This window comes from Sunxiuqinia sp. sy24 (genome assembly GCF_052677165.1).
This window is the reverse complement of the sequence record NZ_JBQYLH010000013.1, coordinates 16448-35169: the sequence shown is the minus strand read 5'-3', so window position 1 is coordinate 35169 and position 18722 is coordinate 16448. Positions and strand designations below refer to the sequence as shown.

General features: G+C 44.2%; 14 protein-coding genes. 6 read left to right on the top strand and 8 right to left on the bottom strand.

The window, feature by feature from the left end; all coding sequences use genetic code 11:
* Nucleotides 1-6 precede the first annotated feature (6 nt).
* The 3 genes from ACUNWA_RS12165 to ACUNWA_RS12155 form a co-directional block, all read right to left on the bottom strand.
* On the bottom strand, nt 7-1098 hold the full coding sequence (locus ACUNWA_RS12165; RefSeq protein WP_445592188.1) for a chorismate mutase: 1092 nt from the start codon (nt 1096-1098) through the stop codon (nt 7-9).
* A gap of 1 nt (nt 1099) precedes the next feature.
* A complete protein-coding gene (locus tag ACUNWA_RS12160; RefSeq protein WP_445592187.1) occupies nt 1100-1993 on the bottom strand; it encodes a prephenate dehydrogenase in 894 nt (297 codons plus the stop codon).
* A 304-nt stretch (nt 1994-2297) separates the two neighbouring features.
* Nucleotides 2298-4775 carry a T9SS type A sorting domain-containing protein gene (locus ACUNWA_RS12155; protein ID WP_445592186.1) on the bottom strand — a complete coding sequence of 826 codons (2478 nt, stop codon included), beginning with the start codon at nt 4773-4775 and terminating at the stop codon, nt 2298-2300.
* 92 nt (nt 4776-4867) lie between these two features.
* Here ACUNWA_RS12155 and ACUNWA_RS12150 point away from each other — a divergent pair, with 92 nt between their 5' ends.
* From ACUNWA_RS12150 to ACUNWA_RS12140, 3 genes are all read left to right on the top strand, one after another.
* The gene (locus ACUNWA_RS12150) at nt 4868-6319 is read left to right on the top strand and encodes a glycoside hydrolase family 32 protein (RefSeq protein WP_445592185.1); all 1452 of its coding nucleotides are present in this window, start codon (nt 4868-4870) and stop codon (nt 6317-6319) included.
* A 99-nt stretch (nt 6320-6418) separates the two neighbouring features.
* A complete protein-coding gene (gene rnr, locus ACUNWA_RS12145; RefSeq protein ID WP_445592184.1) occupies nt 6419-8575 on the top strand; it encodes a ribonuclease R in 2157 nt (718 codons plus the stop codon).
* Between the two features lie 83 nt (nt 8576-8658).
* Nucleotides 8659-9258: a TetR/AcrR family transcriptional regulator gene (locus ACUNWA_RS12140; RefSeq protein ID WP_445592183.1), complete on the top strand. Its 600-nt coding sequence runs from the start codon at nt 8659-8661 to the stop codon at nt 9256-9258.
* Nucleotides 9259-9506: 248 nt separating this feature from the next.
* On the opposite strand, the gene ACUNWA_RS12135 is transcribed toward ACUNWA_RS12140, so the two are convergent.
* The 4 genes from ACUNWA_RS12135 to ACUNWA_RS12120 all read right to left on the bottom strand — a co-directional run bounded on the left by ACUNWA_RS12135 (nt 9507) and on the right by ACUNWA_RS12120 (nt 13516).
* Entirely contained in the window at nt 9507-10718 is a 1212-nt protein-coding gene (locus tag ACUNWA_RS12135; protein ID WP_445592182.1) for an ABC transporter permease, read from the bottom strand.
* Nucleotides 10719-11543, bottom strand: coding sequence for a class I SAM-dependent methyltransferase (locus ACUNWA_RS12130; protein WP_445592181.1), 825 nt, complete (start codon nt 11541-11543; stop codon nt 10719-10721).
* Nucleotides 11544-11545: 2 nt separating this feature from the next.
* A complete protein-coding gene (gene rbfA / locus ACUNWA_RS12125; RefSeq protein ID WP_445592180.1) occupies nt 11546-11884 on the bottom strand; it encodes a 30S ribosome-binding factor RbfA in 339 nt (112 codons plus the stop codon).
* 255 nt (nt 11885-12139) lie between these two features.
* A complete protein-coding gene (locus ACUNWA_RS12120; protein WP_445592179.1) occupies nt 12140-13516 on the bottom strand; it encodes a TrpB-like pyridoxal phosphate-dependent enzyme in 1377 nt (458 codons plus the stop codon).
* Between the two features lie 522 nt (nt 13517-14038).
* Between ACUNWA_RS12120 and trpS the strand changes: the two genes are divergently transcribed.
* Complete coding sequence (gene trpS, locus ACUNWA_RS12115; protein ID WP_445592178.1) at nt 14039-15040, top strand: tryptophan--tRNA ligase; 1002 nt, start codon at nt 14039-14041, stop codon at nt 15038-15040.
* 113 nt (nt 15041-15153) lie between these two features.
* On the opposite strand, the gene ACUNWA_RS12110 is transcribed toward trpS, so the two are convergent.
* On the bottom strand, nt 15154-16065 hold the full coding sequence (locus ACUNWA_RS12110; RefSeq protein WP_445592177.1) for an HU domain-containing protein: 912 nt from the start codon (nt 16063-16065) through the stop codon (nt 15154-15156).
* A gap of 170 nt (nt 16066-16235) precedes the next feature.
* On the opposite strand from ACUNWA_RS12110, the gene galE reads away from it, so the two are divergent.
* Nucleotides 16236-17264 carry a UDP-glucose 4-epimerase GalE gene (gene galE / locus ACUNWA_RS12105; protein ID WP_445592176.1) on the top strand — a complete coding sequence of 343 codons (1029 nt, stop codon included), beginning with the start codon at nt 16236-16238 and terminating at the stop codon, nt 17262-17264.
* 420 nt (nt 17265-17684) lie between these two features.
* Nucleotides 17685-18596: an RluA family pseudouridine synthase gene (locus ACUNWA_RS12100; RefSeq protein ID WP_445592175.1), complete on the top strand. Its 912-nt coding sequence runs from the start codon at nt 17685-17687 to the stop codon at nt 18594-18596.
* Nucleotides 18597-18722 lie beyond the last annotated feature (126 nt).

Here is an 18722-nt window from a genome sequence, read left to right as displayed (position 1 = left end):
GATAGCTTAATTTTCATCCATAATTTCCGTTTGCATTCTGACCGAGTCTTCGTGAATTAGCTGAAATAGTATCTGCACGAAAGTCCGATTCAGGTTTAACTTTTCTCCTAAGTTGATACGGTTATTCATCAACTCGGTCCACCGGTTGATCTGCAGTGCTGTAACGTTGTTCTCCTTTTTATACCGACCAATTTCGCGGGCAATTTCCATACGCGATGAAAGAACTTCCATCAATTCAGAATCTAACGCATCAATGCGGTTACGCATCAATTCCAGTTGATCTTCAAAATGTTTGTTGCTTGAAGATGTCTGCCGAATAATCAGTTTGTCTAGTAACTGTCCCAGTTCAGCAGGTGTAATTTGTTGTTCTTTGTCGCTTAAAGCGCAGCTGGGATCGCGGTGCGACTCGATCATCAGTCCTTCCATGCCCATGTCGAATGCTTTCTGAGAAACCTCCTGCAAGTATTCACGTTTTCCGGCAATATGGCTCGGGTCGCAGATTACCGGCAGGTTAGGCAGCAGACGCCTTAGCTCGATAAAGGTTTTCCAGTTGGGGTAGTTGCGGTATTTGGTTTCGCGGAAAGGAGTAAAGCCACGATGAATACCGACCAGGTTCTTAATACCAGCCTGGTTCAGGCGCTCCAGGGCTCCCATCCACAACTGAACATCGGGGTTGACCGGGTTTTTGACCATGATTACGGCATCGGTTCCCTTTACAACATCAGCAATTTCCTGTACAACAAATGGGCTGGCAGTTGATCGCGCTCCGATCCATAGTACATCTAGTCCTGCGTTCAGGGCTTCTTCGGTGTGCTGGGCGTTGGCTACCTCAGTGCCTACCGGCAATCCGGTTTCCTTTTTGACTTGTTGAAGCCATTTAAGTCCGACGGAGCCGACTCCTTCAAAGCTTCCCGGGCGAGTTCTGGGTTTCCAAACTCCGCCTCGAAAAACAAAGACCCTTTTGTCTTTGGCCAGCATATGAGCTGTCTCAAGCGTTTGTTCTTCGCTTTCCAGGCTGCATGGCCCGGAAATTAACAGCGGGTTGTCCAGCTGTGGTAACCAATCTTTCATTGGTCTGATGTCTAATTCAATTCCCATTTTATTTTGTGTAAAATTTAACAATCTTTTCCTCGTTCTTAATCAATGATGGATTCTCACCACCAAGTATAGACCGGATTTTATTCGCATTGTTCATGAGTTTGTACATTCTTTTTTCGTCATGTTCAATGCTTTTCTTAAAATCGATCAGGTGTTTAATGTAGACTTCAAGAGATTCGACTACGTAGCTTCTATTTTGCTGGAAAATAGGTCCCCACATAGAGGGTTCGCTTTTAGCCAGGCGAACGGTTGAGCGAAAACCACCACTGGCCAGATCAAATATAATGGAGCGATCTTCCTTATCCTGCACTGCGTTGGCCAGCGCGTAGGCTGCTGCATGCGGCAGGTGCGAGATGAAAGCGGTGCTGTGATCTTGTTCGTCGGCCGACATGTAAGCAATGTTCATTTCCATCGATTGAAACATCTTTTCGATTAGGGCCAGGTGTTGTGGGCCACTTTTTTCATGATCGCAGATAATGGCGATCTTATTGTTGAAAAGCCCTTCCAGTGCGGCTTCCGGGCCGGAGTTTTCGGTTCCTGACATGGGGTGTGCCGGCACGTAGTTTCTTCGGTTGGGGTGATTGGCGACGACATCAGACAGCTCTTTTTTGGTTGATCCCATGTCGGTAACTGTTGTGCGGTCGGAGATGAGATCAAGTACCTTGGGAAGCAGCAGTTTTATTTTATCTACAGGAATAGCTATGATAACCAGGTCAGCTGCTGCTAGAGCCTGCTCCAAAGGCAAGATCTGATCAACCAAACCGATGCTCTTTGCTTTTTCGGCATGCTCACTGTTTGCATCTACACCAGTAATGGCTGTGGCAAACCCATTTTTTCGAAGATCTCTCGCAATTGATCCTCCAATTAAACCCAATCCGATAACGGTTATATTCATGCTATTTACGTATAAAAAAAAAGGTCCCGATTTCTCGGGACCTTTAGGTAATATATTTTCAGTTTTAGCAATACATTACTGTTCGACCCCGTTTTGTGAAGCGAAATAATAAGACCAGTAATAAAATGTATTGCTAAGAATCATCTTCTTTTCTTTGAATTTGAAAGCAAATATAGAGATTTCTTTTAAAACTGGAACTTAAGTCCTTCTTATTTTTCTAATTCGCTTTTGGGTTAGGTTTCTATGTGGCTGTATGGTAGTTGTTTGTGGGGTAATAAAAATGTCTTTTTTTTTCGGATTGAAATTACTGTTTTACAAATTTTCGGGTAATAAGCTGTCCATTTTCAAAAGTGAAGCTTATTAAATACAATCCTGGCTGAAAGGAATCAACCTGAATAGGATGAGAGAGTTGGTTGCCATTTAGGATCACTTCTTCCTGACGAACCAGTTGTCCATGAGCATTAAAAATGGCCAGTTTAATCAGGTCTGCTTTCGAATTGAAACTGCCTTCCAGAGTTAAGTTGGAGTGAACCGGATTGGGGAAAATCATGATCTCTCCGGGCGAATAGTTTAGCTCGTCAATGGCGGTTGGAGGATCCTGAATAAGGAGGTCGTCAATTGCCCAGCCCCAGCCATGGGCATAGGGGTCAGAGAATAGGCGGAAGCGAATAAACACGGTGTCGCCTTCCTTGAAATTCCCATTTGCAATCAGGGTAAGTTCACGTTTGATGTAGTAACTTTCTTTGCCTATCGCCGTTGAGTTGTTGCCTTGTATTGAGTTGTTGTAATTGGTTAGCCAGTTGGTATTCTCGCGGGCATCATAGCCGTCTGTTAAGGGCAACCAGTTGTCGGTTCCGGTTTTTGAACCTTCAATTATGACATAGTCCCAAAAGTCTTCATCGCCAAACAGACTTCCAGCTTCACCGGGCTCAACTAAAACAACTTCATTGAACGACATTTTGGTGCGGCTGTCGAGTAGGATAGGGTATTTCAGTAGGGTGGCGAAATCATAGTTTATATCATCTTCCTCGGGACTGGGATAAGGATGAGGGCTATGCAACGCGCCATCGTCAAAGAAAGATTCATGCCCAATGAAAAAGTCGGACGAGATAAAATCCCGGGTTGCGCTATTGAAATCGTTGGCGTAGGTTTTTACTGCTTCGTACAAGCCATCAATTTGGAAGGTGTAATAGCCATCTGCGGGCAGGATGGTTTGGTTTTTATTGGCGGAACTGTCTGTGACAATGATTTGGTAACGAACGGAGTCACCATCTGTCAGCCCGTTCAGAGCTAACGTTGCCTGGAAGTGGTTGTCCTTCAGCAAGGGGATCATTAAAGACTTAGCTGCCTCCTCGTCGTTAATGAAATAGGTCATGCTCACCTCTTCTACGCCAATGTTGTCGGTTGCTTCGACCAAAACTTCAGCGTTTAAGTTACTTTCAAGCATAAATTTGATTGGACTATGTGAAACGACAGGCGGAATAAGGTCTGCCCCAATGGTAAACTCAAAATAGCCGTCTGGTGCGGTGCCGGGTAAATGGTAGGTGCGTTGGCTCGTATCGGTTACACTCAGGTAGTATTGGTAGGTACCCTCGGCTAATTCGTTTAGGCTTGCCGTAAATAATCCCAGATCAGTACTATAAGGGAGTGGCAGTGTATCTGCATTAGCAAACGCATCGTTAGAATACACAAAAATAAGTGAAGTACTGTCGATTTCTGAGTCGGTTTTTACGGCCGCTTCAAGAACAATGGGACCAACTGTTTCGCGGTCTTCGAGTGGATTATGAATAATACTTGTGTACACCCAGCCCATGTCTGCTAACATTCCCAAGGTCAATGGTCCCGGGTCGTGAATGGCTTCTGCCCGTTCGAAAAATGGTGTCATCAGGGAGTTGGCGTTTCCTGCCGGGTAGGTTCGCTCGTTAAGGTGATAAATACTTGAACCTTCATCAAAGGTGGTAGGAGCGTATAGTTTTGGATAGGCATCTGACTCGTTGACTTGTTTCGCTGTTTCGCTTTCGAAGTATAGATTATTGGATGTAAATTGCTGAAGGAGTTCGGCCGACGGATTTGGAAAAACAGCCGTGTTAACTAGTTGATCGTTCGATCCGTTGATCACAAATTCATCAAAGATTCCCGGGTAGGGGAGAATGTCTCCATAAGTTCCCTGTTCATTCTGCTCGTAAAAGAATCCGGTATAGCCCAGTCCGTGTGCTATTTCATGTAACACGACCGAGACAAAATCATATTGGCTGCGCGAAGCTTGCCCGTCGACTCCGAAGTACCAATTATCATTATCGCTGTTGAACTGGGCAATCAAGTCCGGAACGGTTTCGTCGGTTATCTCCGTTGCTTCCAGCTTTTCAACCAACGCTACCGGGAAATAGCGGTCTCTCTGAGGGGCTGCTTCAAAATTTTCGAAGTATAGGAAGGGACCGCAGCTGCCTAGAACGCCTTCATCCAGGGCAGTCCAACGGGCTGTTAGGTGTATCGGAATTGGAGAGGCAATGAGGTGTTCCCAGATTTCAACGGCATACTGAAAGGCTTGTTTGGGCTCATCATCAAAATCGATGTAGGTGACGATAATGGATGATTTTTTTTGCCCGGTGGATTTGAGTCGATTAAGAAATTGAGCAGGCGCCTCGATGAAACTTTTATGGGTGTGGGGGGAGCCATAGCATATTGGAGCTGGAATTTTTACCCCTCCTTTTTGCCACGCTCGTTGTGAAAAGGAGCTTAATCCAAGCACGGTAATAACCACTATCAGTAATATTTGCCTCATTATTTTATCTTCAATAATCGTTCAAAATTAAAAGAATTCTTGTCTTATTTTTGTTAATTTGTGCTTTCTGTATACTTCTTAACAAGCAAGACATGAAAAGTTCGTATTTCCTATTCATTTTATTTTGTCTATTCTCTTTCACTCATTCGGCCAAGGCTCAGAAGCATGCGTTTGATGAATCCTATCGGCCTCAGTTTCACTTCACGCCGGAGCAAAATTGGATGAACGACCCTAATGGCTTAATCTTTTTTGAGGGGGAATACCACCTTTTTTATCAGCACAACCCAAATGCGAAGGAATGGGGATTCATGCACTGGGGGCATGCGGTTAGTAAAGATTTGGTTCATTGGGAACATTTGCCACTTGCAATTTATCCGGACAATGATTCGAAAGACAAAGAATATGCCACAGCCTTTTCAGGCTCAGCTATTGTCGATAAAAACAATCTGTTGGGTAAGCAAAAAGGCGATGCTGCAACGCTACTGGCTTTTTACACCAGCAAGGATAACGGACAGCGAATTGCTTACAGCCTTGATAAAGGGAGGACTTGGGAAAAATATGAAGGTAATCCGGTGATTGCTTTTGATGAAAAGGATGATGCGCGCGACCCCAAGGTATTCTGGCACGAGGAAAGCCAGCGATACATTATGGTTTTGTGGCGGATGCCGGAGGGAAAAAAAAGTGCTGAGGGTATTTCAATTTACTCTTCCGAAAACTTAACCGACTGGACTTACGAAAGCCATCTTGCTGGTTTTTATGAATGCCCTGATTTGGTGGAACTGCCGGTTGACAGACGAACTGATGATACTCGCTGGGTGATCTTTGATGGTGATGGCTCTTATCTTATTGGCGATTTTGACGGGAAGCGGTTTAAGCCAGAAACACCCAAGATGCAAGGCGATTTTGGCAAGAACTATTATGCCACGCAAACGTTCAATAACCTGCCTGCTGACGATGGACGAACCATTCAGTTGGCTTGGATGCGGGGTGGAGAATACCCCGATATGCCTTTCAACGGGCAAATGACCTTTCCCACGGAACTCGCCCTGAAGAATTACCTTGAGGGGATTCGACTGGTGCGCACGCCAGCGAAAGAAATTGAACTGTTGCATGAAAAGGGTGATACTTGGGAAGATAAAAACCTAATTCCGGGCTTAAATAAGAACCTGACCCGGAAGGTAAAAGGTGACTGCTTGCATATTCAAGGAACTTTTGATTTGAAATCAGTCAATAGCTTTGGTTTTGTAGTGCGTAGCTCGCGAAAAGAAACAGGCGTTGAAATTCGTTACGACGCGACAAAGCAAGTTTTATCGTGCTTGGGGCAAGGGGTGCTGTTAAGTCCGGAAGACAATAAAATTCAATTGGAAATTCTCATTGACCGGACTTCGATAGAGCTCTTTGGGAATGGTGGCAAAGCTGTCCTGAGCTCCTGCTATACGGCTGATCCCGATGCTCAGGAACTCGTTCTTTACAATACTGGTGGGGAGCTTCTGGTTGAAAAGCTGGATATCTACCCACTCAAATCAATGTATGAAGTTGACTAACTGTCGATCGAAATAAAAATTGGCTGGGGAATGCAAATTGATGCTTTCCCCTTTCTTATTTCTGATGAATAGGCTAACTTCAAGGAAAATTTAAAATCAATGGCAAAAAAGAAAAATAGAAAGAGAAAACTAAAAAATCTTTCAAACTTCAATAAACCCCAACTTAAGAAATCGATCCTGGATATTTTTTACAGCGATCCTCAAAAAACTTATAACTATAAGCAGTTGGCCGGACTTATGGACGTAAAGGATCAGGAGACTAAAAAGCTCATCAATGTCGTTCTGGACGAACTGGCTGAAAATGAAAACCTGGAACAGGTTCAGCGGGGAAAATTCAAAGTGAAGTCGCGCGGAGGCTATATCTGCGGACTGGTTGAGTTGCAACCGAAAGGTTTTGCACACATTATTTCGGACGAAGTAGATCGGCCGGTGTTGGTGTCGCAAAGTAACCTGAATCATGCCATGGGAGGTGATAAGGTGAAGGTTTACCTGTATGCGCGACGCAAGAAACACCAGCTGGAAGGCGAAGTTTCTGAGATTATCGAACGTGCCAAATCAACCTTTGTAGGGACGGTGGAGCGGTCTAAAAACTTTGCTTTTTTGGTTCCGGCAGGAAAGGTGGGTTTCGACTTATTTATTCCGGCAGAAAAGCTGAATGGCGCTAAGAATGGGCAGAAAGCTATCGGTAAAATTACCGAATGGCCTCAGAAAGCTAAGAATCCATTTGGCGAAATTGTTGAGGTTCTTGGGGATGTGGGGGATCACCAAACCGAGATGCATGCTATTTTAGCAGAATTTGACCTCCCGCTTCGATTCCCTGAAAATGTGCTGAAAGCAGCAGAGAAAATTTCGGAGGAGATTACACCCGAAGAAATAGAGAATAGGCGTGATATGCGGGATGTGGTTACCTTTACTATCGACCCGGAAGATGCCAAAGATTTTGATGATGCACTTTCGTTGCGGAAACTCGATAATGGCTTGTGGGAAGTTGGGATACACATTGCTGATGTAAGCCATTATGTGCGGCCCAATACCATTTTGGATGACGAAGCTTATTCGCGTGCTACTTCAGTTTATTTGGTCGATCGGGTCGTGCCGATGCTACCCGAGCGTTTGTCTAATGGCGTTTGTTCACTTCGTCCAAATGAAGATAAACTTTGCTATTCAGCCGTCTTCCAGATGGATGATCAGGCCAATGTGAGTGGCCAGTGGTTCGGAAGGACGGTTATTCATTCAAACAAACGCTATGCATATGAAGAGGCTCAGGAGATTATCGAAACTGGTGAAGGCGACTTGAAGAATGAAGTGTTGACCTTACAGAAGCTGGCGGTGGAGCTTCGGAATAGACGGTTTAAGCATGGTTCGCTGGCTTTTGATCGGGTAGAAGTAAAGTTTGAAATTGAAGAGAAAACCGGCAAGCCACTCTCTGTTTTCTTCAAAGAATCAAAAGAAAGCAACAAGCTGATTGAGGAGTTCATGTTATTGGCCAATCAAAAGGTGGCCGAGTTCATAGGTAAGGAAAAAGGGAAACGTCCTGCTAAAACCTTTGTTTACCGGATTCACGACCGGCCGGATCCCGAGAAATTGGAGAACTTCAATCATTTCATTCAGAAGTTTGGTTATGGCATTCAAACCACCAGTTCGCGGGCCATTTCCACATCGATGAATAATTTGATGAACAACGTGAAAGGTAAGAACGAGCAGAATGTGATTGAAACGCTGGCCATTCGGTCGATGGCTAAGGCGGTGTATTCGACCCGAAATATTGGCCACTATGGACTTGGCTTTGAGTTCTATTCTCACTTTACCTCGCCTATCCGGCGTTATCCCGATATTATGGTCCACCGCCTGTTGGAGCGCTATCTCGATAACGGACGGTCGGCCAATGCACAGAAGTATGAAGATATGTGTCATCATTCTTCGGAAATGGAGTCGCGGGCAGCAAGTGCCGAGCGTTCGTCGATCAAATACAAGCAGGTGGAGTTTATGAAAGACAAGATTGGGGAAGAGTTTCCGGGAGTTATTTCCGGAATTACCGATTGGGGAATTTATGTTGAGCTTGAGAACAAGTGTGAAGGAATGGTTCCGATTCGGGAGCTTGGCGATGATTTTTACATCTTTGATGAGAAAAATTATTGCCTGGTAGGGAAGCACAGCAATAAAACGTACCAGCTTGGGGAGAATGTCAAAGTCGAAATTACCCGAGCAAACCTTGAGAGAAAACAGCTTGATTTTAAGCTTCTTGAAAAGATGTAGGGTTTTTCCGGGAAGAAAAAAAACTGATCATTCTAAAAATTGAATATCTTTAACCCTGTTTTATAAAAATCAACCCAATGGTAATGAATGCTCAAAACGGCGCGAATAAAAGAGATGCCAACCGCGAAAATATTTTAAAAATCGCGCAGGAAATTTTCAGTAAATACGGTTACAAGAAGACCACGCTCGACGATATCGCCAATGCCGTTAGGAAAGGGAAAAGTTCATTATACTATTATTTCGACAGTAAAGAAGATCTTTTTCAGGCTGTTATCATGAAAGAAGTGGACGTGCTAAAGCGTGAATTGGAAAAAGTCGTTCTTCGGAATACCGATCCGGTAGAAAAATTGCGCGAATACATCCTGACGAAACTCACGACGTTTCGTGGGCTCGCAAACTTTTATCATGCGCTGGAGAACGATGTAACTGCCATTGAATTTATCGATAACATCAAGGATAAATATGATCAGGAAGAGATTCGAATGATTAAGCGGATTTTGATTGAAGGGGTGCGTAAAAATGAGTTTGAAATTTACGACTTTACCTTGGCGGCGATTGGTATTACAACGGCTATTAAAGGTCTTGAAATGCCAATGTCGGCAGGAAATTACGGCTCGGTCAACCTGGAAAAGGGGGTTGATAATATCCTTAAGATTTTGTGCTACGGAATTATGAAACGCTAAAGACCTTACGGATCAGATAAAAAAGCAGAATCCTTTGGAGGTGCTGCTTGCCAGTGTTATCGTTAATCCAGGTGATATTCATCTGGATTTTTTGTGCTTTCTAATTTCGTTCAATGGTTCATTTTTGAAGTGAGTCCCAAGCATTCTATCTTTAAGGTTCTTTTTTCATTTGGGGTTTTTACTTTCAAAACAGCGTGTATAGCTCCTGGAGTATGGGGTGAAATCGCATCAAAAATAAGGAGTCTACTTTATTCCAAGTCTTTCGATAGGTTACGGACGGGATACCAAGCGGCAAAGAAGCCGATGCAAAGGACAATCAGAAAGGTTGCTGAAACATCAATCAGTTGCAGCTCGACGGGGTAGGCAGAAAGGGCAAAGGAGCCTTCTCCCGGGAGTTTTAAAAGTTCGAAGCGGGTTTGTGCCCAGACGAGAGCAATCCCTAAAATTAAGCCTCCTATGGCTCCGGAAAAAGAAACCAGCCATCCTTCGAAAAGAAAGATCTGTCGGATGAGTTTGTTGTTGGCACCCATGCTTTCCAAAATTTTGATGTCGTCTTTTTTGTCAATGATGATCATGGTGAGTGAGCCCAGCAGGTTAAAAGAAGCAATTACTAAAATGAAACTCAGGATCAGAAAGCTGGACCATTTTTCTGACCGCATCACCCGATACAGGAATTCATGCTGTTCGTAGCGATCTTTTACCGCAAACTGAGCTCCGATAATTTGTTGGATAGTCTGCTTTACGGTCGCTAAGTCAGCATCTTCGTTTATCTTGATTTCCAGTGAGCTTAGCCGGCCATTCATTTCAAAAAGCGATCGGGCCAAATCAATGGGCACCAGAATGTATTTGCTGTCAATTTCCTGTTCAACCGAGAAGGAACCTGATGGAAACACATGCTCACGGTTAAGCGATTGGTCGATATTCAGACGGGTTTTAAAGTCTTTGCGCGGCACGTTGATGTAGATTGGACTAACAAAGGAGAGTCCCACGGACAATTCATAGCGCACCCCCTCGCCAATCACCGCGTAATTTTGCGAACCCTTTTGCAGATAGAATTCACCATCGAGCATGACGGTGTCCAGTCCGGAGAATGAGCCATAGTCGGCGCCTACACCTTTTACGACACCATATTTTAAACGGTCTTCATAACTCAGCATCGCATTTTCCTCGACCACTTCGGCATAGCTGGCTACGCCATCCAGTTGTTTTACGGCTTCAAAGTCGGCGTCATCAAGCGAAAAACTTTTCCCCTCGGTCACCGTAATTTTCAAATCCGGGTCGAAGCTGGAAAGCATGTTCTCAATAAATGAGTCGATGCCGTTAAAGGCGGATAAAACAACCACCAGTGCCATGGTTCCAATAGCAACACCAACTACTGAAATAGCCGATATGATGTTTACGATATTGGCTGATTTGGCTGATACCAGATAACGGCGTGCTATATAGAATGCGAGCTTCAACTATTTATAGGCTTTAACGATCAATCCGGTTCCTGTTTGGTGTTTCAGGCTGACATCGAAATAATTCAAAAGAGCAGCAATTGGGAAAACAACCAAATAATAAAAGGGGAGAAGCACAAAGAATAATTTGCTCACTCCCAGTATTAAAATCGGGTATTTCATTGATAGCTTCCAGGAGATTTCCCCGGGTGCTCCGTATGAATATCGAGCTTCGACGTGGCTAAATCCAGCTGCTTTCAACTTCCTTTCAATGTCCTGAATATTATAGCCGTCGCGTACATGTTCATCCACAAAACCATGCACTCCTTCTTCGTCATGATCGTGTTCATGTACATCTGAACCTCCCTGATCAGAGGGAGTCGAAATCAAAAGTACTCCTCCTTTTTTCATCGATTGGTAAAAGTTTTCAAACACCTTCGTATCTTCTTCAATGTGTTCCATCACATCAATCGAAAGCACGAGGTCGTAATTTTCCTCAAGTTTGTACTTGGTTAGGTCGGCGTATTGAAAGTTGACCTGATTGGCTTTGCCAATTTGCTTAAAGAAACGATTGCAGTCAGCGATTTGCTCTGGTTTAATGTCTGCGGCAACAATCTGCGCCTGAGGAAATAGCCTGGACATGCGAAAGCTGTATTGACCAAAACCTGAACCGGCATCCAGAATTGTTGGCTGCTTCAAGCCTTTCTTTTTTAAGATGCGCAGCTCTTTACGGATGTGCCAGGAACGCAATAAAAGCCAATCGAGCAAAAGATAAAACACTTTCCGAAGGGGCGGGTGTTGGTTAAACACCTTGCCCAGGGAGCGCTTAATTGGATCGTACTGCATGCTTATTTGTTTAGGAGGCGGTCAATATTGTCGATGTAATCCAAGCTATCATCGATATAAAATTCCAATTCGGGGATGACGCGCAGTTGCTTCCCAACTTTACGTCCGAGTAGGCCACGAATTCTAGGATTAGCGATCCTGACTTGCTTGAGTACTTCTTTGCGTTCTTCCGTTGGAAAGATGCTGATGTACGCTTTGGCCAGGCCTAAGTCGGGGCTCACGCGCACCACGGTTACGCTGATCATTTTACCCATGAACAGGTTGCGGCTTTCTTTTTGAAAGATATCTGCCAGTTCTTTTTGCAGTAACCGGCTTATTTTTTGTTGACGTGTTGATTCCATGTGATTTGAATTTCCGGCAAAGTTACCAAAAATCCGATAGCCAAGCTGCATGCAGCAGGCGAATTCAGTGCGAAGTGTGTATTCATTCGCTAGTTGATGCGTCAATCAGTGAGATTGACTTCGAAAAGGAAGTTTAGGTTCGAAGGAATTTTCTATAAATTGGCGGTTGGAAAGGTAAAAAAAGTCCTGCCAAATGGAGGCAGGACTTTGTATTTTTTTTGAATCGAGAGCGATTAGTCAGTTTTTGACTGAGGCTTATTTGGGAAGCGGATAACCTTGCAGCTTTTCAAGGTTCAGTGCAATTTCGGCATCCGGATATTCGTAATCATGCAATTCACCGTTCAGGTATTTATCGTAGCCTACTAAGTCCATTAAACCATGTCCGCTAAAGTTGAAAAGAATCGTTTTTTCTTTGCCCTCTCTTTTGGCTTTTTTGGCTTCGCGAATAGCGGCAGCAATGGCGTGAGTGGTTTCCGGAGCAGGAATGATTCCTTCGGTTTTTGAAAACAGCAAGCCCGCTTCGAAGCATTCGCTTTGGTGAATGGCTTGCGCTTCCATCAGTCCGTCGCGCAAGGCAGCACTCACTAGTGGAGCCATACCGTGGTAGCGTAATCCGCCGGCGTGAATCGGTGCCGGAACAAAGTTGTGTCCGAGGCTATGCATAGCCATCATGGGAGTCATTTGAGCCACATCGCCATTGTCGTAAATAAACGGCGCTTTCGTTAGTGTAGGGCATGAGAATGGCTCCACTCCAATAACTTGAATATCGGCACCATTTATCTTGTCATAAATAAAAGGGAATGAAAGACCGGCGAAATTACTTCCTCCGCCACAGCAGCCAATAACAATATCGGGCTTGTCGATGCCAACTTTTGCCAATTGCTTTTTAGCTTCCAGTCCAATGATTGTTTGGTGCAGCATGACGTGGTTAAGCACCGATCCCAGCGTATAGCGAGTTTCTCCTTTAGGGTCGGTAACAGCGGCTTCAATGGCTTCAGAAATGGCAATGCCCAGTGATCCCGGAGTGTCCGGATATTTTGCCAGGATGTCGCGTCCGGCTTGGGTTTCAGTGCTTGGGCTCGCCACGCAGTCTCCGCCCCAGGTGTTCATCAGCATTTTCCGGAAAGGCTTCTGTTCAAAGCTCACCCGAACCATAAACACCTTGCATTCGATGCCGCCAATAACCGAGCAGGCAAACGATAGGGCAGATCCCCATTGGCCGGCACCCGTTTCGGTAGTCAGTTTCTTAATTCCAAATTGCTTGTTGTACCAGGCTTGTGGAATGGCTGAATTGGGTTTGTGGCTTCCGGCAGGAGAAACACCTTCGTTTTTATAGTAAATTTTGGCAGGGGTACCCAGCGCTTCTTCCAGCTCGTAAGCTCGAATCAGCGGGCTTGGGCGCCAGCGAAAAAGATGTTGACGGATTTCTTCTGGTATGTCAATCCAGCGTTCCTGGCTAACTTCCTGCTCAATGAGGTTCATCGGGAAAACAGGGGCCAGCATTTCCGGAGTAATCGGCTTGCCATCGGGTCCTAGTGGTGGGTTTAAAGGAGATGGAAGGTCAGCCGCTAAGTTATACCACTGTTTGGGCATGTCTGCTTCGTCCAGATAGATTTTTTTGTGTCGAGCCATGATTTATCGGTTTTTAAATGAATATTTTAAACTAAAAATGGGGTCTGTTGCATATACAACAAACCCCATTTCACGGCCTTTATGATCGTAATACAATAGTCTGTTCCAGCGTTTCCATCTTCACGTTACGCCAGTGCCATTCAGTTCCGTATAAAGGCATTTTGTACATCAGTTCCTTAAATTTACCGTAAAACTAATTATTATTTTTTAGTTTTCACTTCCATTTTGGAACCTACTTGATTCTTTAAACGAGTTCCTGATTAGAATCTTTTCCTCACTTGGCTTGAAGGAAGGTTTTTATTCGAATATGTCTTTTAGGGAGCTGCATTCGGACACAGCATCTAATTTAAAGTTCAGAAAGTGGGATTGGGTAGGATCCCTTTTTATTTTTTAGGATAATTCCCCTTCGTTATAGTTGCCTGAGTAAGCATTGCGGTCCAAGTTATTCGTCTGGTAAAATAAATTTTTGTCTTTCAAGGATTCAAGCTATTTTTGCAGCTCATTTCACAGAAGAACGATCACATGAATAAAGCAACCGTTGTTAGTGGCATCAGGCCAACAGGATTTTTACATTTAGGCAATTACTTTGGGGCAGTGCAAAACTTTCTGCGCATGCAGGAAGACTATAACTGCTATTTTTTCATTGCCGATATTCATTCGCTAACTACGCATCCAACGCCTGAAAACCTGCAGGCCGGTGTGAAGCAAGTGTTAGCCGAGTATTTAGCTTGTGGCATTGATCCTGAAAAGTCAACCATCTTTATTCAGAGTGATGTTCCTGAGATTACCGAGTTGTACACCATTCTGAACATGAATGCTTACCTGGGAGAGCTGGAGCGCACGACTTCATTTAAGGATAAAGCCCGCCAGCAGCCCGACAATGTGAATGCAGGCTTATTGACCTATCCGGTGCTGATGGCTTCGGATATTATCATCCACAAAGCACACTATGTGCCGGTAGGAAAAGACCAGGAGCAGAACCTTGAAATGGCACGTAAATTTGCCAAGCGTTTTAATCGCATGTACAAAACTAAGGTGTTTCCTATTCCGAAACCATTTACTTTTGACGGAGCAGATTTGATTAAAGTTCCCGGATTGGATGGAAGTGGGAAGATGGGCAAATCGGAAGGAAATGCGATCAATCTGTACGACACTGAAAAGGAAATTCGCCAGAAAGTGATGCGGGCCGTTACGGACTCGGGACCAACTGAGCCGAACTCGGAAAAGCCAGAAGCCATTCAGAACCTGTTTACGCTGATGAAAATTGTTTCGCAGCCTGAGGTGGTTGCTCAGTTTGATGAAGCCTACAACAAATGTGAAATTCGTTATGGTGACATGAAAAAACAGTTGGCTGAAGACATCATTCAATTTACTATGCCAATCAGGGAGCGCATTGTTACTATTTTGGAAGACGATGCTTACCTGGCAAAGGTGGCCAAAATGGGAGCCGAGAAAGCGCGCGAATCAGCCTCAGTGACTTTGAATGAGGTGAAAGAGATGGTTGGATTCCGCAAGTTCTATTAAGTAACTACACGTAAAAAATATTGAGCAAGGAAGACTCTGAATTTGATTCAGGGTCTTTTTTATTTTCAACAGATAATTCAGGGCATAAAAAAAAACTCACTGAGGGGTTTCAATTATCGTTTGGCGTAAATCCATACTCCCGAACCGGGGGATTTCTTCTTAATTTTATTTTGTGCGGCCTTGGCTTCCTGGAAACTGGCGAAGCTATCCAGAGCAATGTAATGTAAGCCTTTGATGACGCCAATATTTTGGGCATTAAATCCTTCTGCTTGTTTCTGACGGATAAATTTGCCGGCATTGTTTTTACTTCGGAAACTTCCTCCAATAATGAAGTAGGAATGCTTCAGCGTTGGCTCTTCAGCCTTAACTGTTTCTGCTACTACTGCGCGGATTGGTTCAATTTTCTGAACAATCTCTGTCCGGCTCATCATTTGACTGAGGCTGCTGAGGTTTGACTTCTGCAGATTGGTGGTGTTGTTTTTGATGGGCACCAAAGCCAGCGCCACTAAGATAGGAATGGCGACCAGTACCTTTTTCAGACTTCGTTTTTGAAAGAAAACCTGAACGGCATCCCGCTCTTCTTGCGAAATATCTCTCCGAACCAAGTTCTTGGCATGCAGGGTTTCATAGTTGAAGGTGGCCAGCCCGTATGAATCGAGGTTAAAATTTTGGTTCTCTTCCGGGGTGAAAGTCAGGCTTTCATTTTCATCGAAAGCTAAGCGGCCAATGCCCTCAATATGTATCGTTTCACCATCAGTCAGGCGGTAGTTCAGCTCCTGAGCCAGCAATCCTACTTGTTTGCTTACGACCAGATAGTTGCTTCCTTCCTTTTCAACCAGATGATTGATTAGCAAGCCATCGTTAAAGGTCAGTTTCTCGTTGAAGCTGATGGCTTTCGATGGTGGGTTGAATTGTGTTGACCGGACTGTCGCTGGTTTGTAATTGCTTACAAATCCACCAAATCCCGGGATGATGACACAGTCATTCAACAGTAAGAGTTCTTTGATGTAGGCTAAAATTTCCACGATAGTCTCTGTTTACGCCCAAAAATAAAGAAAAATTAACACGCTGGCAACCCTAAGTTTTCAACATTTTATGGAAGTTTTCAAAGTTCAGGTGTAACTTACAGGGCACTCATCAATTAAGCACTGCATATAAATTTGTAGTTTTGAAAAAAAATACTCAATCTATTACTATGACTAAAAAAATATTGGTAACTGGTGGAACCGGTTACATTGGCTCGCATACTGTTGTTGAACTGCAAAGTGCAGGCTTCGAAGTAGTGGTCGTTGACGACCTGTCCAATTCCAGTGCAGACGTGCTGGAGAAGATTGAACAAATCAGTGGAAAGAAACCAGCTTTTGAACAATTTGACCTGGCCGATGCAGCGAAGACTGATGACTTTTTCAGTCGGAATCAGGATGTTGAGGCTATCATTCACTTTGCAGCTTCTAAAGCAGTGGGCGAATCGGTACAAGAGCCTTTGCATTATTACCGGAACAACCTGGTGTCGCTGATGAACATTTTGGACTGTCAGCGTAAGTACAAAGTTGCCAATTTGGTTTTCTCTTCTTCGTGCACCGTATACGGTCAGCCCGAGAAGCTGCCGGTAACTGAAAGCACGCCTCGAAAAGATGCCGAATCGCCTTATGGAAATACCAAACGGGTAAATGAGGATATCTTACACGACAGCGTAAACGCTTATCCGGAACTGAAGACCATTGCACTTCGCTATTTTAACCCTATTGGGGCACATCCTTCGGCATTGATTGGCGAGCTGCCTTTGGGCGTTCCTCAAAACCTGGTGCCATTTATTACGCAGACGGCTGCTGGCTTGCGTGAGCAACTGAGCGTTTTTGGTGACGATTATGATACAGTGGATGGGTCGGCTGTGCGCGACTACATCAATGTGGTTGATTTGGCTAAAGCACATGTGGTGGCTATCACTCGTCTGCTGGAAAACAAAAATAAAGCCGGCTACGAAGTTTTCAATTTAGGAACCGGAAATGGTTATTCGGTACTTGAGATTGTTAATGGCTTTGAAAAAGCCACTGGCGTAAAATTGAATTACAAAATTATGCCACGCCGTGTCGGTGATATTGAGAAGATTTGGGCCGATACGACCTATGCCAATGAAGAATTGGGCTGGAAAGCCGAAAAAGGATTGGAAGAAACGCTGCTCTCAGCCTGGAACTGGGAAAAGCAGGTGCGTGGAATTAAATAATATAGTGCTAGTAGGCAAAGCTGAATTGCCAGTGAATATTTTAAACGAAAGGTTTTGCCCACAGGGCAGGGCCTTTTTGTCTTTGCGCAACCCTTGCTGCTATTCCCGATTGGGCGAAGGGGCGTTACTAGAGTATTCAACCTCTATGTTTCTATCCCGGTTTTGTCTGGCAGAGGCTTGGCTCGACTGTCTGTATGCCTGGGGAGCTGATCTTTTTGAAGATCGGATCCGTTTATTGAGATGCTAATTGTATTATTTCTTAAGGAGCTATAGGCTCTAACATTAAAATGTCTCGATTGGCAGACTTATTCCCATTTCGTTAAAAAGCTTCCCCTCTGATCTTAAAAGAAGAAAGATTACCCTTATCTTTGCGGTGGTTGGGATTTCATTATCATCCTGCCACTTAAATGCATTTCAAACATGAAAAATCATCATTCGGGAGGTCAACGCCCCCAATCAAAGAAGTCTCAAACTACGTTGCTTGAGGTGAAGGAACAAGAAGAACTAATGAAGTTTCTAATTGCTCAATTACCACATAAAAATCGCAATAACATTAAATCGCTGCTTAAAAAACGACAGGTTTTGGTTGATGGCAAAGCGATCACCCAATTTAATCACCTGCTCAAACCGGGGCAAAAGGTTGCTTTTGAAAACGCTCCAGCACCCATTGCTCGCCAAATGCGTGGCGTAGTGGTAGTGCACGAGGACAAGGATTTGATTGTGGTCAATAAAAACGCCGGACTGCTGACCATTGCTACCGACAAAGAGCGCCGCGAAACGGTTTACAGCATCCTTAGTAATTATGTAAAAGATCAGGATAAAGACAATAAAATTTTCATTGTTCATCGCCTTGACCGGGAAACCTCGGGCTTGATGCTATTTGCGAAGAATAAGGAGATGAAAGAGTTGCTGCAGGAGTCGTGGAAGAAAACCATTGCTGAGCGTAGCTACCTGGCGGTGATCGATGGAAAGCTCGATCCATCCGAAGGAACATATCGCTCGTACCTTTTCGAGAGCAAGGTTTTTAAAGTTCATTCCACTCAGGATCCGGACAAGGGACAGCCCGCTGTTACTCATTATTCAACACTCAAAAGCAACGATGAGTATTCGCTGTTGAAGGTCAACCTGGAAACCGGGCGGAAGAACCAAATCCGGGTACATTTACAGGATCTCAAACATGCAATTATTGGAGATAAAAAATATGGTTCAACATCGAATCCGATTGGACGACTAGGACTTCATGCTTGGGTGTTAGCCTTTAAGCATCCGTTGACTGGTAAAAATATGCGCTTTGAAACGTCCATTCCCGGTAGTTTTTTGAAGTTATTTTAGCCCGAGTGTGAAATGAAGCAAGGGCAGTGAGCCTGACCATGCTTCGTTCCATTCCTAAACCCATCCAAGATTTAAAGATATAGGTCCGGGAGTAGATTTTATTATTCCGGCGAAAGCTATATTTTT

Bases quoted from the DNA above. Each gene is read 5' to 3' on its own strand.
- ACUNWA_RS12165 (WP_445592188.1), bottom strand. From the start codon at position 1,098: ATGGGAATTGAATTAGACATCAGACCAATGAAAGATTGGTTACCACAG.
- ACUNWA_RS12160 (WP_445592187.1), bottom strand. From the start codon at position 1,993: ATGAATATAACCGTTATCGGATTGGGTTTAATTGGAGGATCAATTGCG.
- ACUNWA_RS12155 (WP_445592186.1), bottom strand. From the start codon at position 4,775: ATGAGGCAAATATTACTGATAGTGGTTATTACCGTGCTTGGATTAAGC.
- ACUNWA_RS12150 (WP_445592185.1), top strand. From the start codon at position 4,868: ATGAAAAGTTCGTATTTCCTATTCATTTTATTTTGTCTATTCTCTTTC.
- rnr (WP_445592184.1), top strand. From the start codon at position 6,419: ATGGCAAAAAAGAAAAATAGAAAGAGAAAACTAAAAAATCTTTCAAAC.
- ACUNWA_RS12140 (WP_445592183.1), top strand. From the start codon at position 8,659: ATGAATGCTCAAAACGGCGCGAATAAAAGAGATGCCAACCGCGAAAAT.
- ACUNWA_RS12130 (WP_445592181.1), bottom strand. From the start codon at position 11,543: ATGCAGTACGATCCAATTAAGCGCTCCCTGGGCAAGGTGTTTAACCAA.
- rbfA (WP_445592180.1), bottom strand. From the start codon at position 11,884: ATGGAATCAACACGTCAACAAAAAATAAGCCGGTTACTGCAAAAAGAA.
- ACUNWA_RS12120 (WP_445592179.1), bottom strand. From the start codon at position 13,516: ATGGCTCGACACAAAAAAATCTATCTGGACGAAGCAGACATGCCCAAA.
- trpS (WP_445592178.1), top strand. From the start codon at position 14,039: ATGAATAAAGCAACCGTTGTTAGTGGCATCAGGCCAACAGGATTTTTA.
- galE (WP_445592176.1), top strand. From the start codon at position 16,236: ATGACTAAAAAAATATTGGTAACTGGTGGAACCGGTTACATTGGCTCG.
- ACUNWA_RS12100 (WP_445592175.1), top strand. From the start codon at position 17,685: ATGAAAAATCATCATTCGGGAGGTCAACGCCCCCAATCAAAGAAGTCT.